The 25,240-nt window shown below is 61.8% G+C and carries 22 protein-coding genes and 1 tRNA gene; 15 read left to right on the top strand and 8 right to left on the bottom strand.

The window, feature by feature from the left end:
• The first annotated feature begins 25 nt into the window (after positions 1–25).
• Positions 26–2,251, top strand: a complete 2,226-nt coding sequence (locus E2F43_RS00395; protein WP_133208901.1) for a tetratricopeptide repeat protein — start codon at positions 26–28, stop codon at positions 2,249–2,251.
• On the opposite strand, the gene gcvP is transcribed toward E2F43_RS00395, so the two are convergent.
• The gene (gene gcvP, locus E2F43_RS00390; RefSeq protein ID WP_133208900.1) at positions 2,248–5,145 is read right to left on the bottom strand and encodes an aminomethyl-transferring glycine dehydrogenase; all 2,898 of its coding nucleotides are present in this window, start codon (positions 5,143–5,145) and stop codon (positions 2,248–2,250) included. The two genes, E2F43_RS00395 and gcvP, sit on opposite strands and share 4 nt — an antisense overlap.
• 110 nt (positions 5,146–5,255) lie before the next feature.
• Here gcvP and E2F43_RS00385 point away from each other — a divergent pair, with 110 nt between their 5' ends.
• The 5 genes from E2F43_RS00385 (at position 5,256) to E2F43_RS00365 (ending at position 11,835) form a co-directional block, all read left to right on the top strand.
• Positions 5,256–5,864, top strand: a complete 609-nt coding sequence (locus E2F43_RS00385; protein WP_133208899.1) for a uracil-DNA glycosylase family protein — start codon at positions 5,256–5,258, stop codon at positions 5,862–5,864.
• A gap of 107 nt (positions 5,865–5,971) precedes the next feature.
• Positions 5,972–6,946: an NAD(P)H-dependent flavin oxidoreductase gene (locus tag E2F43_RS00380; protein ID WP_133208898.1), complete on the top strand. Its 975-nt coding sequence runs from the start codon at positions 5,972–5,974 to the stop codon at positions 6,944–6,946.
• A gap of 46 nt (positions 6,947–6,992) precedes the next feature.
• Positions 6,993–8,099 (top strand): zinc-binding dehydrogenase, encoded by a 1,107-nt coding sequence (locus tag E2F43_RS00375; protein ID WP_133208897.1) that lies wholly within the window; start codon positions 6,993–6,995, stop codon positions 8,097–8,099.
• Between the two features lie 154 nt (positions 8,100–8,253).
• On the top strand, positions 8,254–9,438 hold the full coding sequence (locus E2F43_RS00370; protein WP_133208896.1) for a hydroxymethylglutaryl-CoA reductase: 1,185 nt from the start codon (positions 8,254–8,256) through the stop codon (positions 9,436–9,438).
• A gap of 279 nt (positions 9,439–9,717) precedes the next feature.
• Positions 9,718–11,835, top strand: coding sequence for a TonB-dependent receptor family protein (locus E2F43_RS00365; protein WP_133208895.1), 2,118 nt, complete (start codon positions 9,718–9,720; stop codon positions 11,833–11,835).
• Positions 11,836–11,928: 93 nt separating this feature from the next.
• Here E2F43_RS00365 and greB read toward each other — a convergent pair whose 3' ends face one another.
• Positions 11,929–12,426, bottom strand: coding sequence for a transcription elongation factor GreB (gene greB / locus E2F43_RS00360; RefSeq protein WP_133208894.1), 498 nt, complete (start codon positions 12,424–12,426; stop codon positions 11,929–11,931).
• Between the two features lie 97 nt (positions 12,427–12,523).
• Between greB and E2F43_RS00355 the strand changes: the two genes are divergently transcribed.
• The 7 genes from E2F43_RS00355 to E2F43_RS00325 all read left to right on the top strand — a co-directional run bounded on the left by E2F43_RS00355 (position 12,524) and on the right by E2F43_RS00325 (position 18,560).
• On the top strand, positions 12,524–13,357 hold the full coding sequence (locus E2F43_RS00355) for a M23 family metallopeptidase (RefSeq protein WP_133208893.1): 834 nt from the start codon (positions 12,524–12,526) through the stop codon (positions 13,355–13,357).
• A gap of 75 nt (positions 13,358–13,432) precedes the next feature.
• Positions 13,433–13,618 carry a Trm112 family protein gene (locus E2F43_RS00350; RefSeq protein ID WP_117954053.1) on the top strand — a complete coding sequence of 62 codons (186 nt, stop codon included), beginning with the start codon at positions 13,433–13,435 and terminating at the stop codon, positions 13,616–13,618.
• A 4-nt stretch (positions 13,619–13,622) separates the two neighbouring features.
• Positions 13,623–13,970: a histidine triad nucleotide-binding protein gene (locus E2F43_RS00345; RefSeq protein WP_133208892.1), complete on the top strand. Its 348-nt coding sequence runs from the start codon at positions 13,623–13,625 to the stop codon at positions 13,968–13,970.
• Positions 13,971–14,002: 32 nt separating this feature from the next.
• Positions 14,003–16,603 carry an alanine--tRNA ligase gene (gene alaS, locus E2F43_RS00340; RefSeq protein WP_133208891.1) on the top strand — a complete coding sequence of 867 codons (2,601 nt, stop codon included), beginning with the start codon at positions 14,003–14,005 and terminating at the stop codon, positions 16,601–16,603.
• 156 nt (positions 16,604–16,759) lie between these two features.
• Positions 16,760–18,001 carry an aspartate kinase gene (locus E2F43_RS00335; RefSeq protein ID WP_133208890.1) on the top strand — a complete coding sequence of 414 codons (1,242 nt, stop codon included), beginning with the start codon at positions 16,760–16,762 and terminating at the stop codon, positions 17,999–18,001.
• 177 nt (positions 18,002–18,178) lie between these two features.
• The gene (gene csrA, locus E2F43_RS00330; RefSeq protein ID WP_133208889.1) at positions 18,179–18,373 is read left to right on the top strand and encodes a carbon storage regulator CsrA; all 195 of its coding nucleotides are present in this window, start codon (positions 18,179–18,181) and stop codon (positions 18,371–18,373) included.
• 96 nt (positions 18,374–18,469) lie between these two features.
• A tRNA-Ser gene (locus E2F43_RS00325) sits at positions 18,470–18,560 on the top strand.
• Positions 18,561–18,726: 166 nt separating this feature from the next.
• Here E2F43_RS00325 and E2F43_RS00320 read toward each other — a convergent pair.
• The 4 genes from E2F43_RS00320 to E2F43_RS00305 all read right to left on the bottom strand — a co-directional run bounded on the left by E2F43_RS00320 (position 18,727) and on the right by E2F43_RS00305 (position 22,160).
• The gene (locus tag E2F43_RS00320) at positions 18,727–19,536 is read right to left on the bottom strand and encodes a hypothetical protein (RefSeq protein WP_133208888.1); all 810 of its coding nucleotides are present in this window, start codon (positions 19,534–19,536) and stop codon (positions 18,727–18,729) included.
• Positions 19,537–19,549: 13 nt separating this feature from the next.
• Positions 19,550–21,103 (bottom strand): tetratricopeptide repeat protein, encoded by a 1,554-nt coding sequence (locus E2F43_RS00315; protein ID WP_133208887.1) that lies wholly within the window; start codon positions 21,101–21,103, stop codon positions 19,550–19,552.
• A 179-nt stretch (positions 21,104–21,282) separates the two neighbouring features.
• On the bottom strand, positions 21,283–21,597 hold the full coding sequence (locus E2F43_RS00310; RefSeq protein WP_117957009.1) for a cytochrome C oxidase subunit IV family protein: 315 nt from the start codon (positions 21,595–21,597) through the stop codon (positions 21,283–21,285).
• Positions 21,594–22,160, bottom strand: coding sequence for a cytochrome c oxidase subunit 3 (locus E2F43_RS00305; protein WP_117957011.1), 567 nt, complete (start codon positions 22,158–22,160; stop codon positions 21,594–21,596). Before E2F43_RS00305 ends, E2F43_RS00310 begins: the two co-directional genes overlap by 4 nt.
• A 188-nt stretch (positions 22,161–22,348) precedes the next feature.
• Between E2F43_RS00305 and E2F43_RS00300 the strand changes: the two genes are divergently transcribed.
• A complete protein-coding gene (locus E2F43_RS00300) occupies positions 22,349–22,621 on the top strand; it encodes a PepSY domain-containing protein (protein ID WP_117957014.1) in 273 nt (90 codons plus the stop codon).
• Positions 22,614–23,171: a cytochrome b/b6 domain-containing protein gene (locus E2F43_RS00295; RefSeq protein WP_117957016.1), complete on the top strand. Its 558-nt coding sequence runs from the start codon at positions 22,614–22,616 to the stop codon at positions 23,169–23,171. The genes E2F43_RS00300 and E2F43_RS00295 overlap by 8 nt, the downstream gene beginning before the upstream one ends.
• 32 nt (positions 23,172–23,203) lie before the next feature.
• Here E2F43_RS00295 and E2F43_RS00290 read toward each other — a convergent pair whose 3' ends face one another.
• Complete coding sequence (locus E2F43_RS00290) at positions 23,204–24,541, bottom strand: sensor histidine kinase (protein ID WP_117957018.1); 1,338 nt, start codon at positions 24,539–24,541, stop codon at positions 23,204–23,206.
• Complete coding sequence (locus E2F43_RS00285) at positions 24,541–25,197, bottom strand: response regulator transcription factor (protein WP_117957020.1); 657 nt, start codon at positions 25,195–25,197, stop codon at positions 24,541–24,543. Before E2F43_RS00285 ends, E2F43_RS00290 begins: the two co-directional genes overlap by 1 nt.
• Between the last annotated feature and the right edge of the window lie 43 nt (positions 25,198–25,240).

Below are 25,240 nucleotides of genomic sequence, written 5' to 3'. Positions count from 1 at the left end.
TACGGGGTCGACCCCGGGGGTAACAGTGGCTGCTTTTTTTACCGAGCTTAAACGTAGAAACGTATTTCGCGTGGGCATGGCCTACTGTGTGCTGGGCTGGCTCGTCATCCAGATTACCGACACCGTCGCCCCAGCGTTGCGCCTGCCGGACTGGACTCTCGGCGTGGTGACCTGGTTCGGCGTGATCGGCCTGCCCTTTGCGCTGTTGTTCGCCTGGGCGTTCGAAATGACCCCGGAAGGTATCAAGCGCACCGAAGATGTCAGTCCGGAAGAGTCGGTAACCCGCGATACCGGGCGCTGGTTGACCCGGCTCACCTTTGGTCTGATGGCTGCCGCTATCGTGATTCTGTTGGTGGACAGGCAGGGTATGTTCGGGGGCGATGAGGCCGCAGCGCCCGAGGTGCCGGTCGCTGCCGCGCCGGCAGAACCCGCAGCGCCTGATGAACAGCTGGACTCCATCGCTGTACTGCCCTTCGTCAATATGAGTTCCGACCGTGAAAACCAGTTCTTTGGTGATGGCCTGGCGGAGGAAATCCTCAACCAGCTGGCGGCTATCGAGGAACTGCGGGTGGCGGCGCGCACCTCGTCGTTTTACTTTCGCGACAAGGACCCGACCATCGCCGAGGTTGCCGAGGCACTCAATGTCGATGCGGTGCTGGAAGGCTCCATCCAGCGCTCCGGTAACACCATTCGCGTGGTGGCCCAGCTGATCAGGGCCAGTGACAGCGCGCACCTGTGGTCCAGCAAGTACGATCGGCCACTGGACGACTATTTCGAGGTCCAGGACGATATCGCCCGGCAGATCATGCGGGCGATGATGCCGCACCTGGCGGTGGAGCAGGCATCTGCGTCGAAACTCGAAACTGTCATCTCCCCGGAAGTGTTCGAGCAGCTCGCCCTGGCCAAGAAGCAGTATTACGACGAGGCAAGTGCGGCAACGCCTGAGTTGCGCCAGCAGTTTGCCGAGGTCACCCGTGCCGCGCCTGACTATGCACAGGGCTGGTCCTGGCTGGCCATGAGCTGGCTGACGTCCTCCAGCGCATTTGGCGGCGACGTGGCCGTTGAACAAGCGCGGGAAGAAGCGGCTGCCAATATCGAACGGGCGCTCGAGCTCGACCCCCAGGACCCGGTAGCGCATCATGCCATGGGCCGCCTGGAGAGCCGCCTGGGTAACTACGACGCGGCGGAGCAGTGGTACCGCCAGGCGCTTGAACTGGACCCACAGAATGTCGGGGCAACACTGGGCCTGGGTAACCTGCTCGCTTACAGCGGGCGTCCCGAGGCGGCTCTCAAACTGCTGGAAAGAGCGCGCCTGATCGATCCCCTGCACCCGATGGTTCTGCGGGATCTTATCCACCTTTACGGCCTGAGTGGGGAAGACCATGCTGCGTTCTCGGCGCTGGAGCGCATGTATTCAATCAATGCAAGCCAGGCGTACGATAGCGAGATCCATCTTTACTCTGACCGTAATGACCTGGCGCGGGAAATTTACCTGATCGAAGCCTCCAGGGAGGCCAGGGGTGCACCCGCCAGTTCCCTGTCGGCAAACTGGGATGCGCTGAGTTTGCTGCGCGCGGGCCTGTATGCCCACCCGTTGATCGCCGGTAGCAGCTTCGAGCCGCTTGCGCAGTCCCTGCAGGGTGATAACGAGGCGGCAGAAACGCTGCTGTCGCAGCAGCAGCTGACAGACAGCGGTAATATTTTCGATCAACTCAGTTCAGCGACCACCTATATGGTGACAGGACGGTACGATGCCGCGGAGTCCCTGTTGTGGCAGGGCTGGATCGACAACGATCGAAAAATCAGCTCCTCATTCCGCTCCTTCATGGCGGAGTTGTTGCTCTCGGTGTTGTTACGCCAGGAGCGGCCTGAAGCGGAGGAGGTGCGTCAGGCCCTGGCCGAAGAGCTTGCCCAGGCGAGCCCACTGCATAGCGGCAATCTGCAAGTCGATTTGATGCGTCTCGCCGCGTTCAGCGGCGAGGAGGAAAAGGCGCTGGACATGCTGCAGGACCTGGTGGAAGACGGTTACTGGGGTGGCCGCACATTCGGCCCTGCGGGTGCCGCATTATGGCCTCTGCACGATAACCCGCGTTTTGCCGCCCTGGCAGCGGGCATGGAAGAGAATTATCAGTACCAGCTGTCGGAACTTGAACGCCTGCGCAATGCCGGCATGACCCTGGAAGAATTCCACCAGGACTACCTCAATCGCATTGACCGCAACAGGTCTCTCCCGGAGCCAGGCAGCAGCTAATCGGCGGTCTCCCGGTAGGCGTCGATGGCCGGGCAGGCGCAGAACAGGTTGCGGTCACCGTAGACATTGTCCACCCGGTTTACCGGCGCCCAGTACTTGTAGCGGCGCAGTGATTCCACCGGGTAGGCGGCCAGTTCGCGCGAGTAGGGGTGGTCCCAGTCGCTGGCGGCCACATCGGCCAGGGTGTGTGGCGCGTTGGCCAGCGGGTTGTCTGCCGCGTCCAGCCTGCCGGCCTGTACCGCATCGATTTCCTGCCTGATGGCGATGAGCGCATCGCAGAAGCGATCCAGTTCGAACAGGGACTCGGACTCGGTGGGCTCCACCATCAGCGTGCCCGCCACCGGGAAACTCATGGTGGGGGCGTGGAAGCCGTAGTCGATCAGCCGCTTGGCAATGTCTTCCTCGGTAACGCCTGACGCTTCTTTCAGCGGGCGTATATCGACAATGCATTCGTGGGCGACGTTACCGGTGGTGCCGGTGTACAGAATGGGATAGTGATCCTGCAGGCGGTGGGCGATGTAGTTGGCGTTGAGGATCGCCACCTTGGTGGCCTCCACCAGGCCTTCTCCGCCCATCAGCGCAATATAGGCCCAGGAGATCGGCAGGATGGAGGCGCTGCCATAGGGCGCTGCCGACACCACGTCGTTAGCGGTATCCAGCCCGGGAACCGGGGAGACCGGGTTGGTGGGCAGGAAGGGCTGCAGGTGTGCGCCCACGCCAATGGGGCCCATGCCGGGGCCGCCGCCACCGTGGGGAATGCAGAAGGTCTTGTGCAGGTTGAGGTGGGAGACATCGGCGCCAAACTTGCCTGGCGCGGCAATGCCCACCAGGGCGTTGAGATTGGCCCCGTCGACATAGACCTGGCCGCCGTGCTGATGAACCACCTCGCACAGCTCGATGATGGATTCCTCGAACACACCATGGGTAGACGGGTAGGTGACCATGATCGCAGCGAGGTCCTCGGTGTGACGCTCTGCTTTCAGTTTCAGGTCGTCCATATCCACGTTGCCGCGCTCGTCGCACTCGACAATCACCACCTTCATGCCGGCCAGGGCGGCGGAGGCGGGGTTGGTGCCGTGGGCAGATGAGGGGATCAGGCACACCTTGCGCTGGTGATCGCCGCGGCTCTGGTGGTAGCGCATGATCGCCAGTAGTCCGGCGTACTCTCCCTGGGAACCGGCATTGGGCTGCATGGAAATGGCATCGTAACCGGTGGCCTCCAGCAGCATGTGGTCCAGCTCCTCGAGCATGGCCTGGTAGCCCCTGGTCTGGTCGGCCGGCGCGAAGGGGTGGAGCCCGGCAAATTCGGGCCAGGTAACGGGCAGCATCTCGGTGGTGGCATTGAGCTTCATGGTGCAGCTGCCGAGAGGAATCATGGCCCGGTTGAGGGCGATGTCCTTGTCTTCCAGGTAGCGCATGTAGCGCAGCATTTCGGTTTCCGAGTGGTAGTCGTTGAACAGCGGATGCTGCAGGTAGTCCGTCTCCCGCTGCAATGCTTCGGGGATGCCCGGATAGCCGTCGATGTTTGCATCCAGTGCAGCGGCGGCCGGCACGTCGTCCTTGCCGCTGAAAATGCGCCACAAGGCTTCAACATCCTGCGCACAGGTAGTTTCGTCCAGGGCGACACCCAGGCGGCCGTTTTCGAGGATGCGCAGGTTGACACCGCTGGCCAGGGCACGGTCGACGATGGCCTGTTGCTCATCGCCGACATCGAAGGTCAGGGTGTCGAAGAATTGTGCGTTCCCGGGATCCATATCCAGGGCTGCCATGCCATGGGCGAAAATGGCGGTGAGTCGGTGAATGCGCTCGGCGATCCGGCGCAAACCTTGCGGTCCGTGATACATGGCATAGAAGGTTGCCATAATCGCCAACAGGGCCTGGGCAGTGCAGATATTGCTGGTGGCCTTTTCCCGGCGAATGTGCTGCTCCCGGGTTTGCATGGCCATGCGCAGCGCCTGGTTGCCACGGCGGTCGATGGAAACGCCGATGATGCGCCCGGGTGTGGAGCGCTTGTAGGCCTCGCGCGTGGCAAAATAGGCTGCGTGCGGGCCGCCAAAGCCCATGGGCACCCCGAAACGCTGGCTGTTGCCCACCACCACATCGGCCCCCAGGTCTCCCGGTGACTTGACCAGCAGCAGGGCCATGATGTCCGCGGCCACGGTCACCAGGGTCTTTGCTTCGTGGGCTTGCTCGATCAATGGCGACACGTCGCGCAAATGCCCGTGGGTGCCCGGGTATTGCAGCAGCATGCCGAAGGCCTCATTGGTGGCCAGCAGTTGCTCCGGGTCGCCGACCAGTACCTCGATATCAAGCACCGCTGCCCGGGTTTTGACCACCGCAATGGTCTGCGGGTGACAGTCCTCGGCGACGATGAACAGTCGGGAGCGGTTTTTCTTGTTGACCCGCTGCAGCAGGGTCATGGCCTCCGCGGCGGCGGTGCCCTCGTCCAGCATGGAGGCATTGGCCAGGTCCATGCCGGTAAGGTCCATAATCATTTGCTGGAAGCTCAGCAGGGCCTCCAGCCGGCCCTGGGATATCTCCGGCTGATAGGGGGTGTAGGCGGTGTACCAGCCCGGGTTTTCCAGCACATTGCGCTGGATGACCGGCGGGGTATAAGTGTCATGGTAGCCGGTGCCGATGTAGGACTTGTTGACGACGTTCTGCCGGGCCAGGGAGCGCAGGTGGTCGATAACCGACTGCTCGGTCCGCGGGGGCGGCAAGTCCATGGGTACCTGGCGACGAATGGCCGCCGGGACCGTGTCGTCGATCAGGGCGTCAAGGCTGTCGTAACCCAGCACCCGGGCCATTTCCTGCTGCTGTTCGGCGGTGGGGCCGATGTGGCGCTGGACAAAATCTGCATGGTTTTCCAGATCAAACAGGGACGGGCGGCTCATAGGTGCTCCGGCGGACAGAAAAGGGTTTAATGTGGGGCTTGGTGAAGGGCGCGATATTACCAGCCTGGCGGCCCGGAGCCAACAATTTGCGAGGCTGCAGAATGGCACAAATGGCCCCCGAAACTGTACAACTTCGAGACCTGTTGGAGGATGTCCGCAACTGCCGCCACTGTGAACCGGAGCTCCCCCTGGGCGCCAACCCGGTGCTGCGCGCCAGCGCCTCCGCCCGCCTGCTGATCATCGGCCAGGCCCCGGGTACCCGGGTACATGCCTCGGGCATTCCCTGGAACGATCCCAGCGGCGATCGGCTGCGCCAGTGGCTGGCCCTCGACAGGGCCGTGTTTTACGACGAGTCCCGCATTGCGATCGTGCCCATGGGCTTCTGTTACCCCGGTAAAGGCAAGTCGGGTGATCTGCCGCCGCGGCCCGAGTGTGCCCGCCTGTGGCATGACCCGCTGTTGGCGTTGCTGCCGGCGGTGGAACTGGTTTTGCTGGTCGGGAGCTACGCCCAGGATCACTACCTGGGACGCAGCGGGGAGTCGCTGACCGAGCGGGTGCGTCGCTGGCGGGATTTCGGCCCCCGGTTTTTCCCCACACCGCATCCTTCGCCACGAAACACCCTGTGGTTGCGCCGCAACCCGTGGTTTGAGCATGAGGTGGTGCCGGAACTGCAAGCTCGTGTCGCCCGCCTGCTGGAGCCGCTCCCCCGAGGGGGCTGATCGCGGTAAGTTCAGGTCTATTTTTAAGTGCGCTGGCATCATTGCCCCGGTGGCGTTCAATGGTTGATACTGCGCCCCCTACTCGAATGCTCGCAGGAACCTGATCAATGAAAACTCGAATCACCGAGATGCTTGGTATTGAACACCCGATTATCCAGGGTGGCATGATGTGGGTAGGGCGGGCAGAGCTCGCCTCCGCTGTGTCCAACGCCGGGGGACTGGGTATTATCACGGCCCTGACCCAGCCCACTCCCGAAGACCTGGTGAAGGAAATCGCCCGTTGCCGGGACATGACCGACAAGCCCTTCGGCGTCAACCTCACGATTCTCCCCTCGATAAACCCGCCTCCCTATGAGGAATATGCCCAGGCTGCGGTAGATAGCGGCATCAAGGTGATCGAAACCGCCGGTCGCAGCCCCCAGGACTTTATGCCGCTGTTTAACGAGGCCGGCATCAAGGTGATTCACAAGTGCACCTCGGTGCGTCATTCGTTAAAGGCCCAGAGCATTGGTTGTGCGGCAGTGAGTGTCGACGGCTTTGAGTGCGCCGGGCATCCGGGAGAGGACGACATTACCAACCTGGTACTGTTGCCGCTGGCGGCGTCCAGGCTGAGCATTCCCATGGTGGCATCGGGCGGTATCGGCACCGGGACGCAGATGGCTGCCGCCTTTGCGCTGGGCGCCGAGGCGGTCAATATGGGGTCGCGTTTCGTTGCCACGCAAGAAGCTCCGGTACATGAAAATATGAAGCAGGCCATGGTCGAGGGCGATGAGCGCCAGACCACGCTGATGTTCCGCTCCCTGCGCAACACCGCGCGGGTCTTCAGGAACAGCGTCTCCGAAGAGGTGGTGCGCATCGAGGCGCAGCCCGGCGATACCGATTTCTCCGACCTGCAGCCGCTGGTATCCGGCGCCCGGGGCAGGGAGCGCTGCATTGAGGCGGGGGATGTCGATGACGGTATCTGGACCGTAGGGCAGGTGATGGGGCTGATCGACGATATCCCCACCTGTGAGGAACTGATCCAGCGGATGGTCGCTGAATGCGAGTCGGTGATTCGAGATCGCCTGAACAGTATGCTGTAGTGCAGACCAATCCAAACCAGCCAGTAACACTCAAAGGAGAACCATCATGACCAGCGGACAACAGTTGTTCAGCACCCTTGCTGACGGCAAACTTACGGTAGAGCTGGTAGACACCAGTTTTGCGGCTCCCACCGGCAATCAGGTGCTGGTGAAAATGGAGGCCGCTCCCATCAATCCTTCAGACCTGGCCCTGCTCACCGCCGGGGCCGACCTGGAAAATGCCGAGTATTCCCCCGGCAAGTTCGTCGCCAACATGCCGGAGCCCTTCAACAGTGCGCAGAAGGGGCGGCACGGCTTGCGGCTTCCGGTGGGTAATGAAGGCGCCGGTACGGTGATTGCGGCCGGGGAAAGTGAATCGGCACAGGCACTGGTCGGGCAGCGGGTCGCCTGCGTTCCGGGAACGGCCTATGCGCAATTCTGTCTTGCCGACGCCGCCATGTGCCTGCCGCTGGGGGACCTGTCCCCGGAGGATGGCGCGTCTGCGTTCGTCAATCCGATGACCGCACTGGGTTTCGTGGAAACCGCCAGGATGGAGGGGCAGGGAGCGATCATTCACACCGCCGCGGCATCCAACCTGGGGCAGATGCTGGTCAGAATCTGCCAGGAAGATGACATTCCCCTGGTCAATATCGTGCGCAAGGCGGAGCACGTTGAACTGCTTTCCGACCTGGGTGCAACGCATATCGTCAATTCATCCGACGATGATTTTACCCGCCAGCTGCGCAGTGCCATTGAGGCCACCGGCGCCTACCTGGGCTTTGACCCGATTGGCGGCGGTCAGATGGCCGATACCTGCTTCAAGGCCATGGAACAGGTGGCGGTGAGCAAGATGGCTGAATATTCGCGCTATGGCTCCGACCAGGCCAAGAAGATGTACATCTACGGGCGGCTCGATGTCAGCCCGACTATTCTGACACCCGCCTATGGTTTTGGCTGGACGCTGTCAGGCTGGCTGCTGACCCCGTTCCTGCAAAGGGCGGGGATGGAAACGGTTGTGCGCATGCGCCAGCGAGTGCTGGAGGGACTCACGTCCACCTTTGCCAGCACCTACAAGCACAAGGTGACCCTGGAGGAAATGCTGACCCGGGAAGCCGTGCTCGACTATCGTGCAATGAAAACCGGCGAGAAATACCTGGTCACTCCTCAGGCCTAGCATGCCGTCCCCGAAAGCGTCGGACCCCCGACGCTTTGTCCCGGGCTGATCCCTGTCAGTTGAGCATGCGCCTTTCCGCTTCGGTTGCCAAACTGCCTTGCCCTGATGTTAAAGTGCATCGTCGACAGGCAGAGACGCAAAGGACAAGACAGTCATGAGTAATAAGATCCCCCGCAGTAATGACAACGACTACAGCGCCGAAATCATCAGTGAGCGCCAGCAGTTCCTGGAACAGCAGACCGGTGCCTCCCTGGACCACACCCGTAAGTTCAGCTTTGACCCTGAAACCATGGACGGGAACTGTGAGCACCTGTTCGGTGTGGCCCAGGTACCGATTGGCGTGGCAGGGCCGCTGCTGGTCAACGGTGAGCATGCCCAGGGTGAATTTTATGTGCCCCTGGCGACGATAGAGGGCACCTTGATCGCCAGCTACAACCGGGGCATGCGGGTGATTCGCGAAAGCGGGGGAATTACCACCACAATTTGCGGCGAAGCGATGCAACGGGCTCCCGCCTTCGTATTCCGGACTGGCAGGGAAGCGAGGGATTTTTCCCTGTGGTTGAAGGCGAATTTTGCCGAGGTCAAAGCCCAGGCGGAATCCACGACATCCGTGGGCAAACTGGTCGACATTGAAAGCTACGTCTACCACAACTGGGTGAATACGCGATTCAACTACACCACCGGTGATGCCGCAGGGCAGAATATGACCGGGCGGGCCACCTACGTCGCCTGTGAATGGATCAGCAGTAATTATCCCCAGTTGCGGCACTACATGCTGTCCAGCAACTTCGATACCGAGAAGAAACCGTCTGCGGTCAATTCCCTCGGCACCCGGGGACGCCGGGTGACCGCCGAACTGACCATACCCCGGGAGGTGTTGCAGAGCGTCCTGCGCATTACCCCCGAGCAGATGGCCTATGGCCAGACCATCAGCCTCATGAGTTCCTATATCGCCGGCTCGTCCAGCAACGCCGCTCACCCGGTGAATGGGCTGGCGGCGCTGTATATCGCCACCGGACAGGACGCGGCCTGTGTCGGCGAGGCCACCCAGAGCACGGTTTACACCTATGTGGACCGCAGGGGTGACCTGTACTTCTCCATCACTTTGCCGGCCCTGGTGATGGCGACCTACGGCGGCGGCACCGGTCTGGCAACCCAGCGCGAGTGCCTGGAACTGATGGGCTGCTACGGTAAGGGCAAGGCCCACAAACTGCTTGAGATTGCCGCCGCCACAGTCGTTGCCGGTGAACTCTCCCTCGGCGCGGCCACCCGCCGGGACAAGGATACCGGCAAAAACGAGTGGGTGGATGCCCACGAAACCCTCGGCCGCAACCGCTGATATATTTGGGGTCAGAGTAAAAACCGTAGCTTAGTCGGTCTCACACTCGATGCTGACTCCGGTTTTTACTCTGACCCCAAATATGCTCTGACCCCAAATATGCCTCCCCACAACCGGTCGCCTGACTGACTACCCGGCCCTGGAGAGGGTGTTCCCGGGGCCCAGCCATGCCCCTGCATCCTGAATGAGAATAATTACCAATAAGTTTGTAAATAAGAATATTTCCTATTATCATTCCGTTCAGTTAGCAACGCATTCAGACAGGGGAAACGCGTAATAATGAAGAAGCACATGCTTGCTGTAGCCATCGCTGCGACTATTGCCAACACCGGATCAGGGGTTGCCGGGGAACTGGAAGAAGTGACCATCATCGGCTCACAGGAGGCGGCTCGCGACCTGGCGGGTACCGGCTCGGTCATTGACGCTGCGCAAATCCAGGTCGAGGCGGCGCGGGATATCAACCAGCTGTTGAAGACGGTTCCGGGTACCTATATCCAGGAAGAAGATGGGTATGGCCTGCGGCCCAACATCGGTATACGCGGCGCCACTGCGGAGCGTTCCTCCAAGATCACCCTGCTGGAGGACGGAGTGATGATTGCGCCCGCTCCGTACTCCAATCCTGCCGCCTACTATTTTCCAACCATGAGCCGTATGCACAGTGTAGAAGTGCTCAAGGGTGCGCCCCTGTTGCGTTACGGTCCCCAAACCACCGGCGGAGTGGTCAATATGATTTCAACCCCCATTCCCCAGGAATCCAGCGGCAGTATCGCATTCGCTTACGGCCAGAATGGTGAGGCGGACCTGCTCGCCAACTACGGGGTGCGCGCCGGCGATTTCGGGTTCCTGGTGGAAACGGCCCAGCGTCGCAGTGACGGTTTCAAGGAGATTGACCGCTCCAGCGGGGACACCGGTTACGACATCAGTGACTACCTGGTCAAACTGGCCTGGGAAACCGAGAGGCAGAGTGTGCTGTTCAAGGCACAGTATTCCGAGGAAGTGTCCGACGAGACCTACCTGGGGCTGACCGACGCGGATTTCGATCGCGATGAAGATCGACGCTACGGCCTGTCTGAACCGGATGAGATGGACAATGATCACCAGGGGTACAGCCTCGTGTATCGCCTGGATCTCACCGATAGCCTGACCATGAGCGCCACCGGCTATTACAACAAGTTCGCCCGCGACTGGTTCAAACTCAGCGGCGGTGGCAACTTTGTTGCCGCGGCCAATAACGGTGACGCGATCGCGCAGGGTGTTCTGGACGGTACCGTTGACGCCTTCGACCTGCAGTACAAGCACAATAACCGCGAGTATGAGTCCAGAGGCGTTGAGCTTAACTTTGACTGGTCCCTGGGCGATCACCAGCTGGCCCTGGGGGGGCGGGTGCACGAGGACGAGATGGATCGATTCCAGCCGGTCGAGTACTACCACCAGATTGACGGAAAGCTGGTATTCGACAGGATCAAGGAGCCTGCCGGCGGCGACAACCGGGTCGAAAAGGCGGACGCCACGGCTTTCTGGGCGGTGGACAGCTGGGCTGTCACCGATGCCCTGAACGTAAACCTGGCGCTGCGTTGGGAGGATGTCGAATCGTCCCGCCGCCAGTACGCTGACCCGCAGCGCACTGTGCTCGACAGTTCCCGCAGTAACAGCGGCGATGAATGGTTGCCGGGCGCCTCCTTTACCTACGACCTGAGCGACAGCTGGCAGGTACTGGCCGGCGTCCACAAGGGCTTCTCACCCCTGGGCGGCGGCGCCCGGGAATATGAGGATCCGGAAACCAGCACCAACTACGAAGCAGGGCTCAGGTATCGCGGCCCGTGGTTCGTCGAGGCGGTTGGTTTCTACAGTGACTTCGACAACAAGTCAGAAAACTGTTCCAACGCCAATCCCTGCAGTAACGGCGAAACCTCGGGCTCATTTACCACCGGTGAAGCCGTGATCTCGGGTGTGGAATTGCAGGCGGGAACCAGTCTGGACCTGGGGCGTTATTCCATGCCCCTGAACCTGGTGTACACCTACACCGATGCCGTTATCAGCAAGGACAATCCGGAAGAAGGTTTTGAAGACGGGGATCGCCTGGCTTCCATTCCCGAAAATACCGTCAGCCTGCGTCTCGGCCTGGTGGGTCCCCAGGGGTGGGATAACTACGCCGTGGTCAAGTACCTGGACGAAATGTGTATGACCGTCGGCTGTCAGGGCGGTAAGGCCTTTGACGAGAGCGACGACCTGCTGGTCGTGGATTTCATCAGTCGCTACGCGCTGACCGATAACGGTACGGTATACCTCAAGGTTGAAAACCTGCTGGATGAGCGTGCCATTGTATCCCGCCAGCCCGACGGCGCCCGTCCCAACAAGCCCCTGACAGCCTCTGTTGGCGTGCAGTGGGATTTCTGATCTGCGCCCTGTAGTCAGCAGCTGCATCCCGGCGAACAAGGTGAATTGCGCTGCAAGGGCAAGAGAAGGTGCCCTGGGGCAAGCCGGGATGCATTATGCGTATTCAACGCCCACCACGTAAAACAGCTGTTCTCCGGACGGACTGCGCACCACGACCTCGTCATCCAGCCCCTTGCCCAGCATGGACCTCGCCATCGGCGAATCCATGCTCAGCTTGCCCGCCTTGAGGTCGAACTCATCCGGCCCGACAATCCGCCAGCGCTGTTCGTCGCCGTTTTCGTCCTCCAGCGTCACCCAGGCGCCGAAGCGCACCTTGCTGGTGTCGTCCGGGGCCCGGTCCACTACTTCCAGCTCGTCCAGCCGCTTGTTCAGGAAGCGTACCCGGGAGTCGATCTCCCGCAGCCGGCGCTTGCCGTAGATATAATCGCCGTTCTCCGAGCGGTCGCCGTTCTTTGCCGCCTCGTGCACGACATTGGTCACCTGCGGCCGCTCCACTTTCCACAGTTGATGTAATTCCGCGCGCAGGGTGGCCTCACCCTCCGGCGTAATGTAACGTGAGCCGCGTTTTCGCGGTGGTCGGTATCTGCCCATGGGTGCATTCTAAAAGCCCCGGGCGACGGTGTCATTGCCCGCGAGGGCAGGGCGGGTGATAATTTGAGCCGCTATACCCAGACAACGGAATTTCCCCATGCCGCGTTTTTTTCTTGCCATGCTCGCACTGGTTGCCACCCAGGCCATGGCCAGTTGCCCCCAGCTGGAAGGTGACCTCATCCAGGGCGGGTTGATCTGGGGGGACGTGGCGCCCGGCAGTCGCGTTACCCTCGACGGGCAAGTCCTGGATGTTCTCGACAGTGGCACGTTCGTCGCCGCCTTTGGCCGCGATGCCGCGCCCAGGTCGGAACTGGTGGTTACCGGGCCCCAGCCCTGCAAACAGCTGCTGGAGATCAAGTCCCGGCAGTACCGTATCTCGCGGGTAGAGGGTGTGCCACAGCAAACCGTCACCCCGTCCGCGGAACACCTGGAGCGCATCCGCCGCGAGCGCGCCCTGGTAGGCGCCGCCAAGGGCCAGCGCCTGCAACGGCCGGACCTGCTGCAGAACGCGCTCGCCGGGTTTGAGTGGCCCGCCAGAGGGCGGATCTCCGGGGTTTACGGCAGTCAGCGCATTTACAATGGCACCCCGAAAAATCCCCATTACGGCGTCGATGTGGCCGTACCCACCGGCACCCCGGTCTACGCGCCCTCGGCAGGGGTGGTGACCCTGGCGGAGCCGGACCTGTTTTACTCCGGTGGCACCGTAATCCTCGATCACGGCTATGGCCTGTCCTCGTCCTTTCTCCACCTGAGCAAGGTGCATGTGGCGGTCGGCCAGGAGATCCGGACCGGCGACCTGATCGGTGAGGTTGGCGCCACTGGCCGGGCCACGGGTCCCCACCTGGACTGGCGCATGAGCTGGCGCAGTGAAAGGGTGGACCCGCAGCTGCTGGTGCCGCCCATGCCTGAGCCCAGCGGCAGCGGGGGCTAAAGGCCGCCTCGCGGCTATGCCAAGCGGGGCAAAAGCCCGTATAATGCGGCTCCGTTTTTACCCCGTGAGAAGGCGATGATCGACAAGAAGTTACTCAGCATCCTGGTGTGCCCGGTGAGCAAGGCGCCACTGGAGTACGACCAGGAAAAAGACGAGCTGGTCTGCAAGGCATCGGGCCTGGCCTACCCGGTGCGTGACGGCATCCCGGTGATGCTCGAGTCGGAAGCCCGCCAGCTCACCGCCGACGAAAAGCTGGGCTGATTCCATGGCTGATACCATTTTTGGCAAGATCATTGCCGGCGAGATTCCTGCGGAGTTCCTCTACGAGGACGACCACTGTGTCGCCATCAACGACATCGCCCCCCAGGCACCGGTGCATGTGCTGGTGATCCCCAAGAAGGCAATTCCACGGCTGGTCGACGCCGGTGCCGAGGACCAGGAACTGCTGGGGCACCTGCTGCTGGCGGCGGGCAAGATCGCCGAGCAGTTGGGGGTGCAGGATGCCTTTCGCCTGATTATCAACAACGGTGAGGGCGCTGGCCAGACCGTGTTCCACCTGCACCTGCACATCATTGCCGGCAGGAAATTCGCCGAAGGGCATATGGCGGGCTGAGGCTCGCTACTTCCAAAACAACGAGACCGATTATGAAGACCGTAGAGATACGCGAAGCGTTCCTGGATTTTTTTGAGAAGCAGCAACACACCCGGGTTGCTTCCAGCTCCCTGGTGCCGGCCAACGACCCCACCTTGCTGTTTACCAACGCCGGTATGAACCAGTTCAAGGATACCTTCCTGGGCAACGACCCGCGGCCCTACGTGCGCGCCACCAGCAGCCAGCGTTGTGTGCGCGCCGGCGGCAAGCACAACGACCTGGAAAACGTCGGTTACACCGCCCGCCACCACACCTTCTTCGAGATGCTGGGTAACTTCAGCTTCGGCGACTATTTCAAGAAGGAGGCGATCCAGTTCGCCTGGAATTTTCTCACCGGCACCCTGGCGCTGCCCCCCGAGCGCCTGTGGGTGACCTGCCACGTGTCCGACGATGAGGCGGAGGAAATCTGGGTCAACGAAATCGGTTTCCCGCGGGAGCGTATTTCCCGGCTCGAGGAGGACAATTTCTGGCAGATGGGCGACACCGGACCCTGCGGACCCTGCTCGGAAATTTTCTACGATCACGGTCCGGAGGTGCCCGGCGGGCCTCCCGGTAGCCCCGACGACGACCTGGATCGCTACATCGAGATCTGGAACCTGGTATTCATGCAGTACAACCGCGACGCCGACGGCAACATGAACCCGCTGCCGGCACCCTCGGTAGATACCGGCATGGGCCTGGAGCGTATTGCCGCGGTCATGCAGCACGTCCACAGCAACTACGAGATCGACCTGTTCCAGACGCTGATCCAGGCCGCCGCCGGCCTGCTGGACGCCGCTGACCTGGAAAACAAGTCACTGCGGGTGATTGCCGACCACATCCGTTCCTGCGCCTTCCTGGTGGCCGATGGCGTATTGCCCGGTAACGAGGGTCGCGGCTACGTGCTGCGCCGTATCATTCGTCGCGCCATCCGCCACGGCAACAAGCTGGGCGCCAGTGAGCCCTTCTTCTACAAGCTGGTGGCCCCCCTGGCCGGAGAGATGGGCGCTGCCTATCCGGAGCTGGTCAAGCTGCAGCCGCAGATCGAGAAAGCGCTGCTGACCGAGGAAGAACAGTTCGCCAAGACCCTGGACAAGGGGATGCTGATTCTCGAGGAAGCACTGGATGGCCTGGGCGGTGAAGAGATTCCCGGCGACGTGGTATTCAAGCTTTACGATACCTATGGCTTTCCGGTAGACCTGACCAACGACATTGCCCGCGAACGGGGACTGCGCCTGGACATGGCCGGGTACGACGCCGCCATGGCCGAACAGCGCTCCCGTTCCCAGGAGGGCGGCAGCTTCAAGGTGGACTACAACGATATCCTCAAGCTGGATGGCCACACCGAGTTTACCGGCTACGACAGCACCCACGGCGAGGGCACGGTGACCGCCCTGCTGCAGGACGGCAAGGAAGTGGCTGCGCTGGCGACCGACGATACCGGTATCGTGGTGTTGTCCAATACGCCTTTCTACGGCGAGTCCGGGGGCCAGGTGGGCGATACCGGCTACATGACCGCTGCTGGTGTGAAGCTGGAAGTGACCAATACCACCAAGGCATCCGACCAGCACCTGCATCACGTGAAAGTGCTCCAGGGTAGCGTCCACAAGGGCGACGTACTGGAAACCCGGGTGGACGACTCCCTGCGCCAGCGCACCCGGCTCAATCACTCGGCCACCCATCTGCTGCACGCGGCCCTGCGCAAAGTGTTGGGCGATCACGTACAGCAGAAAGGCTCGCTGGTGGATTCCCAGCGGCTGCGCTTTGACTTCTCCCACTTTGAGGCGGTAACGCCGGAGGAGCTCAAGCAGATCGAGACGATGGTTAACGAGCAGGTGCGGGCCAACACCGAAGTCAGCACCCGCCTGATGTCCATGGACGAGGCGGTGGAAGCGGGCGCCATGGCCCTGTTTGGCGAGAAATACGGCGACGAGGTGCGGGTGCTTGCCATGGGCGAGGACGACTTCTCGGTCGAACTTTGCGGTGGTACCCACGTGGCCCGCACCGGTGATATCGGCCTCATGCGCATCAGCTCCGAGTCTGGTGTAGCCGCCGGGATTCGCCGTATCGAGGGCGTCACCGGGGCGCAGGCGCTGGCCCAGGTCGATGCTGCCGAACAGCAGCTGGCCGCCGTGTGTGACGTGGTCAAGGGTACTGCAGAGAACGTGGCCGACAAGGTGGCGGGATTGCGCGCGGAAAACCGTGAACTGGAAAAAGAAATCGCCCGCCTGAAACAGAAACTGGCGACCGGTGCCGGCAGTGACCTCACCGCCGATGCCGTCGAGGTGGCAGGGTTCAAAGTGCTGGCTGCCAATGTCGAGGGCGCCGATGCCAGGTCGCTGCGCGATGTACTGGACCAGGTCAAGAACAAGCTGGGCTCTGGTGTCATCCTGCTGGCTGCCGTCAACGACGACAAGGTGGCTCTCGCCGCCGGGGTTACCAAGGACCTCACCGACCGGGTAAAAGCCGGGGACCTGATGCGCGAATTTGCCACTCGCCTGGGCGGCAAGGGGGGTGGCCGCCCCGATATGGCCCAGGGCGGCGGCAGCGATGTGGCAGCGCTGCCCGAGGTGTTGCAAGCGGTGCCGGAATGGGTTCAGTCCCAGCTGTCCTGAACCGCCACCGGCCAGCTCTCCGATGCGGAATCCTACCGGCTTTGTGCGGTTTATATTTTGTCCAAACTGGTGTTTAATAGCGCCCCTTTTTTGCCCGGGCCTGATTGCTGGTCGCGCGGTCCGGGCATTGTAGAAAGCTAGTTATTGCGAGCCTTAATGAGCTTAATCGTACAAAAATTCGGTGGCACGTCCGTTGGCAGCATCGCGCGGATCGAGCAGGTAGCGGACAAAGTGGCGTCGTTCCGTGCCGATGGGCATTCGGTGGTGGTGGTGGTGTCGGCCATGAGCGGCGAGACCAATCGCCTGATCGGGCTGGCCCACGAGGTGCAGGAGCGCCCGGTACCGCGTGAAATGGACGTGCTGGTATCCACCGGTGAGCAGGTGACCACTGCCCTGTTGTCCATGGCCCTGGACAAGCGCGGGGTCAAGGCGAAAAGCTATAACGGCAGCCAGGTCCGGATCCTCACCGACGATGCCCACACCAAGGCCCGAATCAGGGAGATCGACGACGCCCGTCTGCACGCGGACCTGGACCAGGGCTACGTGATTGTCGTCGCCGGTTTCCAGGGCGTGGACGAGAACGGCAACATTACCACCCTCGGCCGCGGCGGTTCCGATACCACCGCGGTGGCCCTGGCGGCGGCACTGAAAGCCGATGAATGCCAGATCTATACCGACGTTGACGGCGTATACACCACTGACCCACGGGTGGTGGACGGCGCCCGGCGGCTGGACAAGATCACCTTTGAGGAAATGCTGGAAATGGCCAGTATGGGCTCCAAGGTGTTGCAGATCCGGGCCGTGGAATTCGCCGGTAAGTACAACGTACCCCTGCGGGTACTGCACAGCTTCCAGGAAGGTCCTGGAACCCTGATTACATTTGAGGACGATGCAGCCATGGAAACGCCAACGATCGCCGGGATCGCCTTTAACCGCGACGAGGCCAAGCTCACCATTCTGGGCGTACCGGATATGCCGGGCGTGGCGCACCACATCCTTGGCCCCATCGGTGATGCCAACATCGAAGTGGATGTGATCGTGCAGAACGTCGCCGATGACAACACCACCGACTTTACCTTCACTGTGGGTCGTAACGACCTGCCCCGGGCGGAAGAGGTGCTCAACAAGGTCGCCGGGGAGATCGGTGCCGACGAAGTGCGCTCCGACAACAAGATCGCCAAGGTGTCAGTGGTCGGGGTAGGCATGCGCTCCCATGCAGGGGTTGCCAGCCAGATGTTTGCCGCCCTGGCAGAAGTTGGTATCAATATCCAGATGATCACCACCTCGGAGATAAAGATCTCGGTGATTATCGAAGAGAAATTCCTGGAATTGGCGGTGCGAGCCCTGCACTCCTCTTTTGGCCTGGAAGCGGAACCCCAGGACGAAGACGCTGCCTAATGGAATACGTCAGTAGTGACTGAGTTATAAAGTTTCGCTTTGTAATGTGGTAAACACAGTTTCAGTAACTACACTTTGAAGACTCGACCAAGTCGCAGGGACCCGGGCCGCGCCGGGATTGCGAGCTGCCAATAGAGGCATAAAGCCCACGGCAGTCAGGAGACAGGAGAAAACACTATGCTGATACTCACCCGCAGAGTAGGCGAGTCACTAATGGTAGGGGACGATATTACTGTTACTGTACTCGGGGTCAAAGGCAACCAGGTACGCATCGGGGTGAACGCCCCCAGGGACGTGGCTGTACACCGGGAAGAAATCTACGAGCGAATCCAGGAAGACGATAAGAAATCCGCCTCAGCCGAAGGCGATTAATCGTTCCCAAAGCCGCCCTATGGCTTTGATTTCCCTCTGATTGTGGTATTATGCCGCGCCTGTGTCGGACGGTATTTTGACGCAGTAAAAACCTCCGGAGAGCTGGCCGAGTGGCTGAAGGCGCACCCCTGCTAAGGGTGTATAGGCTTATACCCTATCGAGGGTTCGAATCCCTCGCTCTCCGCCATGCAGTCTGCGAGTTAGAGACTCTTCCCAGAGACTGACCGCAGAAACACCGCAAAGCCCGCTATTTAGCGGGCTTTTGCATTTCTGGAACTAGCGTAACAGTGACTGGGAGACGTGCCGTCAGGTCCAGAATCGCCTGTTTTCTCTAACGGCGTTTTCGCCAGTTACTAGTGGGGGAGTTGACTTAGCGGGAAGTGTGAGCGCTGGGCTTCCCAATCGATGGGGAAGTCCTTTTTCATCCGCCCCAGGGTGAGGGCTTCGGGGACTTCCCCGGCGATGATGCGCTCCATGATATCGGGAGCCAGGAAGGACAATTTGCGTAGCCTGTGCACCTGGCGGGGGTTTAGTTTATCCCGCTCGATCACCGCATCGATGGAGCGGACATCCCCTGAGATCAGGTCCTCATTCCATTGCAGTGATTTCTGCAGAGCTTCCTGCAATGCTTTTACCGATCTGTCGTGGACAGGGGGTTCCCCTCCAGCTGGGTAGACTAGCTTGGATTCGATGCTGCCACGGCGCAGATTGACCGCTGTTTCGAGCGTGATGTGCTGCTGGTATTTGCTACCGAGTGCCAGCCCTGCCAATCGGCTGAGTAAGCAATTTCGATCCAGTTGGATGGTCATGGTCTTCTTGCTCACGACCACTCTAGCGAGCAGTTCGTTGATGCTCGTGATCTGGTCGCTGATAACCAGACTTTGCCAGTGTCTGGCAAGGGTTGCGCCTGCCTGAACCGCGTGATCGAGCCGGTCGCCGCTGAGTCCGATATCGACGAGAAGGTCAAGAATGTGATCTGAACTGCTGAGGAAGTTCAACAACAGATCGGTGGTTGTGGCTTCCAAGGTTCTACCCGGCACCCGGCACCCGGCATCCGGCACGCGCAACACGTTTCCGCCTTCGTCGTCTTTGTACTGAAGTACTGCCTGACTGATGTAGTAGGGATAGTGTCGATTTTTACGGCGTGTGTAGGTCGGGCTCATCCGGTTACCCCTATCATTCCAGACCAGACGCCACGCAGGCTGGGGTATTTTGTGCTAGCCCGTGAGGCGTTGTTAGGCGGCTGCTGGGCGCCAGAGCCAGCGAGCGGCGCCAGGCCGCGGCTGCCTGCTCGTACTCACCCATCATGAAACGCGCGGCGCCGAGGTTGCTGAAGGCGTTGGCGCTGTCCGGCATCAGCTCGCTGATGCGCCGGTAATAGGGAATAGCCTCTTCCGCGCGGCCCGTGAGAAACAGGAAGGCCGCCATCTTGCTCTGCGCCTGCCAGTGGTTGGGGTGGTTGTCGATGGCCGCGCGATAGTGATGCTCGGCCTGGGCGCGCTGGCCCTGTGCGAGGTAAGTGTCGGCGAGCCCGAGGTGAGCCTCGATATGCGAGCCATTCATCGCCAGCGCCGTGTCGAACTCGGCGATGGCCTGGCGGTACTGGCCCGAGGCCAGGTACAGCTTGCCCAGCCCGATGTAGACGCTGGGCGCCCGCCGGTCCAGGGTCAGGGCACGCTGGCAGGCCGCTTCGGCGCCGCGAAAGTCCTCGCTGTCGCGTGTCATGTTGTACCTGGCAAGCAGGGCTTCGCAGCGCCCGGCGTGGGCGTCCGCCAGGCCCGGGTAGCGCTCGATGGCACGGTCAAACAGCGCCAGGGCGAAGGTCAGGTGGTCCTGGTCCGTGGGCAGGCGCAGGTAGGCGCGACCGCGCAGGTAGTAGTCATAGGCCAGGGGGTCCACCGTGGTGTTGGTGCTGAGCAGCTTCTTCGCCTCCGGCGACAACAGCACCTGTAGCTGCTGCACTACCGCGCTGGCGATCTCGTCCTGCAGGGCCAGCAGGTCGCCGAGCTGACTGTCAAAGGTTTCCGACCACAGGTGGTAGCCGGACCTGGCCTCGATCAGCTGCGCCGTCACCCGCACCCGGTCGCCCTCATGGCGCACGCTGCCCTCGAGCACGTGGCCCACCCCAAGCTGCTTGCCGATGGTCTTGATGTCGGCGTCCCGGTCCTTGAAGTAGAAGGAGGAAGTGCGGGCCGCGACATCCAGTTCATTGAGCTTGGCCAGCAGGTTGAGAATCTCCTCGGCGAGGCCGTCGCCCAGGTAGTCCATCCCGGCCTGGTCACTCATGTTGACAAAGGGCATTACTGCAATGGAGGGGCGCCGCGGTGGCTGGTAAGGGGCCTGCTCCTCGGCGCCCTGGGCGGCGGTACTATCCAGGTCGGTGAGGCGGTCCAGGTAGAGGAAGCCGACCATCAGCGACAGCAGCAGGATAACGACAAACTCCACCACCAGGGCGATCGACACCACCGAGGTGCGCGGCGGCGAGGTGATCGGCGGCGTCTCCACCAGCCCCTCGCGGGTGAGATCGAAAAACCAGGAGATGGCCAGGGCGATGGGGAAGCCAGCGGCGGCGAGGACCAGCACCACGTTGATCGCCGCTTCCGGCACGCCCGCCACCGGGAAAAATATGTCGGCTACCTGCAGAACGGCCCACGCAGCGGCGCTGTAGAGTGCGGCGGCGCGATGAACACCGCGGACCTTCAGTTCTTCGATGAACTGGTGCACATTCATAGGCGTGATCGCCAGTTGACCTGAAGCCCTGCCGGGGCAAACTCCTTGGCTGCCCAATCCTTTGGGTACTTAAGGCGACAGCAACCACTCTGGCACCCTCCACGCATTTTTCAGTGTAGGCCAAACCCGGCAATTCACAACCCGCGCTGGGGCGGTGGCCTCGGGAAAGTGTCCCGTTTTCAGGCTGCCAGCGCTGAGGGGGTAAAGAGGAAGGCGGCGGCAATCACCCCTACGCACAGCAAGGCCAGGCTGGCCAGCAAGCCCCGCCAGGCGCTGCTTGCGGTGCGCAAGTTCAGGTAAACCCACATGATCTGGCGGCACTTGAACAGTGTGCTCGCCAATACCAGCAGCGGAGACCACCAGGGCAGGGGCTGCCAGTTGCCGGCACTGCCCAGGGCCGCACCCATCGAGACCAGGGTCAAGGTCACCAGCACACCCCAGTTGAGCATGAGCAGCTTCGGGCCCGGATGCGCGCTTTCGCGTTCAGTTGTCATCGCAGCAGGTAGAGCAGGGGATAGAGCAGCACCCAGATCAGGTCCACCATGTGCCAGAAGGCGGTGACAGTGACCACATTCGCCTGACTCGGTAGCCATATCGCCAGTCCCAGCAAGACCAGCCCGAACAGGACATGGGCGAAATGGAATCCGGTCAGCAGATAGTAGAAGGCGAAAAAGCTGTTGCTGTCCAGGGTATAGCCAGACAGCCAGACCGTGCGGTATTCACCTGTCTTGACCACGCAAAACAGCACCCCGAGGAGCATGGCCGCAGACAACCAGCCCCGGCAGCCCGTCACTTTCCCGCGCAGGCTGGCCTCCACCGCCAGGGCGGCGAACAGGCCGCTGGTCAGTAACACGATGGTGTTGAGGCCTCCCGTCACCGGGTGCAGCTGTTGCTGGGAGGCAATGAAAAGATCCGGCTCCAGCGCACGCATCCAGGCATAAACAGCGAAAAATGCCGCAAATACCACCAGTTCGCTGATGATGAGCACCCACATCAAGGGATTGCCAGGCAGGGAGTTCAAGGGCCCCCAGTCGTCCTGGCCGCTGGCCTGGTTCATATCCTGGTTCCAACTATCGACACGAAAGCAGCACTGTAACACGGCACAAAGCCCGGCACAGTCACCACGGTGCCCGCCCTGGCCCGGTGTCCAGGCGTCCTGGCGTTAAGGTTACTGTCAGGTCCCGGGCGTTTAATAGCAAGCATGCCAAGCCGGCATAGCGATTAGAGAAACCAAGGAGAAGCAACATGAAAATTCACACTATCGCCGCCACCGCTGCCCTGCTGTTCGCCGGAGCCGCGGTCGCAGGCCCGCAATGTACCGATGCCCCCAAGTCCGAGTGGATGACCGAGGAGGCCATGCAGCAAGCGCTGGTCGAGCAGGGCTATACCATCGACCGGTTCAAGGTGACCAAGGGCAACTGCTATGAAATCTACGGCAAGGACAAGCAGGGCGTAAAGGTGGAAATATACTTCAATCCGGTCACCGGTGAACCCGTCAAGGAGCGGAGAAATGACTGACACCCTGCAAGCGGGTGGCGTCCGCCGGGAGGACCGGATCAAGGTCTGGGACCCGGCGGTACGGGTCTTCCACTGGAGCCTGGTGACGGCCTTCGCCGTCGCCTACTTCACCGGCGACGAGGCCGAGACAGTGCATCACTGGGCAGGTTATATCGCACTGGCGCTGATTGGCCTGCGGCTGGTCTGGGGGGTGATCGGCACCCGGCATGCACGCTTCACCGATTTCGTGCCGCGCCCCGCACAACTGCAGGCTTATATGCGCCAGATGCTGCGCGGTCGGGAGCCGCGATACCTGGGCCATAATCCGGCTGCGGCAATGATGATCCTGTTCCTGCTGCTGGCCACTACCGTGATCGGGGTCAGCGGCTGGCTGCTCACCACCGACTGGGGCTGGGGCAGCGAACTGCTGGAGGAGTTGCATGAGGGCACGGTAAACATCACAGTCGTGGCGATTGTGCTGCATGTGGGCGCGGCTATCTACGAGAGCATACATCACCGCGAAAACCTGATTCGCTCGATGTTTACAGGTTACAAGCGGGCCGGTAAATAAGCCCGCACCGCCACCTGAGCTGTCGCCTGCGCTCAGGTACCGGCCAGCGGGAAGGCGACCCTGGCTTCAAAACCGTCCGCCCTCCCGGATGCGGGGGACTGGAAGCTCATGCGGGCTCCCACGCCGGCGACGATGGCCTCGGCAATCGCCAGGCCGAGCCCGGCACCCCGGGCCGCCGTGTTGGCGCGCACAAAGCGCCGCCCCAGTCGCGGCAAATCCTCCGCGGGGATGACCTCACCGGCGTTGACGATACGCAGCAGCCCCCCGGCAGACAGGCTGACTTCTACCTGTTGCCGGTCGCTACCGTGTTTGAGGGCATTGTCCAGCAGGTTCCGCACCAGAATGGCAAAAGCATCCGGATCGATTGCGCACAGGCATGTGCCGCTTTCCGGCAGCGCCAGCTCGATCCTGTCGCCTGCGGGCGACTGCCGCAGCTCGTCGACGACTATCTGCAACAGGCTGGCCAGGTCGTGTTGCTCCGTGGATAGCAGGCCTCCGCCCTCCGCCTTGGCCAGCTGCATCAACTTCTCGGACAAGTCGGATAATTTGCGCAGCGCGTTTGCGATGCCTTGCGCGCGCTCCCGTGCACTGCCCGGCGGCAGCTCGCGCTGCAGACGCTGGGCCTGAGCCAGTGCGGTGGCGATAGGGGTGCGCAGCTCATGGGCGCTGTTGGCGGTGAAAGACCGCTCGGCTTCCAGCGCCCGCCGCAGGCGCTCCAGCAACTGATTGACTGATTCTGCGATAGCGAGGAGTTCCACCGGCAGGTCAGCCACCCTGACCGGGGACAGGTCGCCGGTGCCGCGGGACTCGATCTCATCGCGATAGGCGAGCACAGGGCGCAGGCTGTAGCGCACGAAGATCCAGCTGAAGAAGAAGCAGAGGGGCGCCAGCAGGGCCAGCGGCCACAGCAGGGTCACTGCCATGGCGCGGATCGCCTGCCGCCGTTGCGCCAGCGGTTCGGCCACCTCGATATGCAGGGTGCGCTGTACCGCCCAGGCGCCGTAGAAGCGGTGTGTCGCCGAGGACGTGAAGCCATCGCGCAGCTCGCGGTTAAACACCGCCGGCTCGGCATTGTGCGACCGCAGCAGCGTCCGCCCCGTTTGATCGCGCACAATATAGACCAGCGGCTCGTCGTGGGCCTCGAAGGCGACGATATGCTGGGGCTGTCCGTGGTCCTCCCGGTTGATGACTTCAACCACCGCCAGTGGCATGATCCGTTGCGCGGTCTCCGCCAGGGCGCTGTCAAAACGGGTATTGAGCTGTTCCCTCGCGGCGAGCAGTGTGCCGGCAAGTGCGAGCAGCCAGAACAGGGTCACCCCGACGGTGAGGCCGGTGCCGAGGGTGGTCTGCAGGCTGCGCGGCAGTGGCATCAGGTCTTGATCCGGTAGCCGAGGCCACGCACGGTCTCAAGGCTGTCGCGCCCCAGTTTCTTGCGCAGGCGACTGATGTAGACTTCGATCGTATTGCTCTCGATCTCGGCCCCGAAGGCATACAGGTGGTCTTCCAGCTGCGCCTTTGACAGCACCGTGCCCGGCCGCTGGGTGAAGGCCTCCAGCAGGGCCCATTCCCGCGCCGTCAGCTGGATGGCCTCGCCGTCGCGGACTACCGCGCGTTGGTTAAGGTCGATCTCCAGGCACCCGATCCGGCGCACGGGATTCGGGTTGCCAGAGTAGCGCCGGGATACGGCCGCGATGCGCGCGGAGAGCTCCGACAGATCGAAGGGTTTTACCAGATAGTCATCTGCGCCGGCATCGAGGCCCTTGATACGATCAGAGATCTGGTCCCTGGCGGTCAGGATAATCACCGGGGTCGCCGCTCCGGAGCGGCGGATGCCCTGCAGCAGGTCGATGCCGCTGCCGTCGGGCAGCATCAGGTCCAGCAGCACCAGGTCGTAGTGGGTTGTTTGCAGGCTGGCCTCGGCGTGGGCAAGGCGCTGCACCCAGTCGACCGCATGGCCATGATCGCTAATCTCATCCCGAATCACGGCGCCCAACTCATCGGCGTCCTCTACCAGCAGTATCCGCATCGGTATCTCGCTGTTCTTCCCTGTCCCGAATCATAACCCAGTT

Source organism: Seongchinamella unica (assembly GCF_004354085.1).
Taxonomy (GTDB): domain Bacteria; phylum Pseudomonadota; class Gammaproteobacteria; order Pseudomonadales; family Halieaceae; genus Halioglobus; species Halioglobus unicus.
This window is presented reverse-complemented; position numbering and strand designations above follow the sequence as displayed.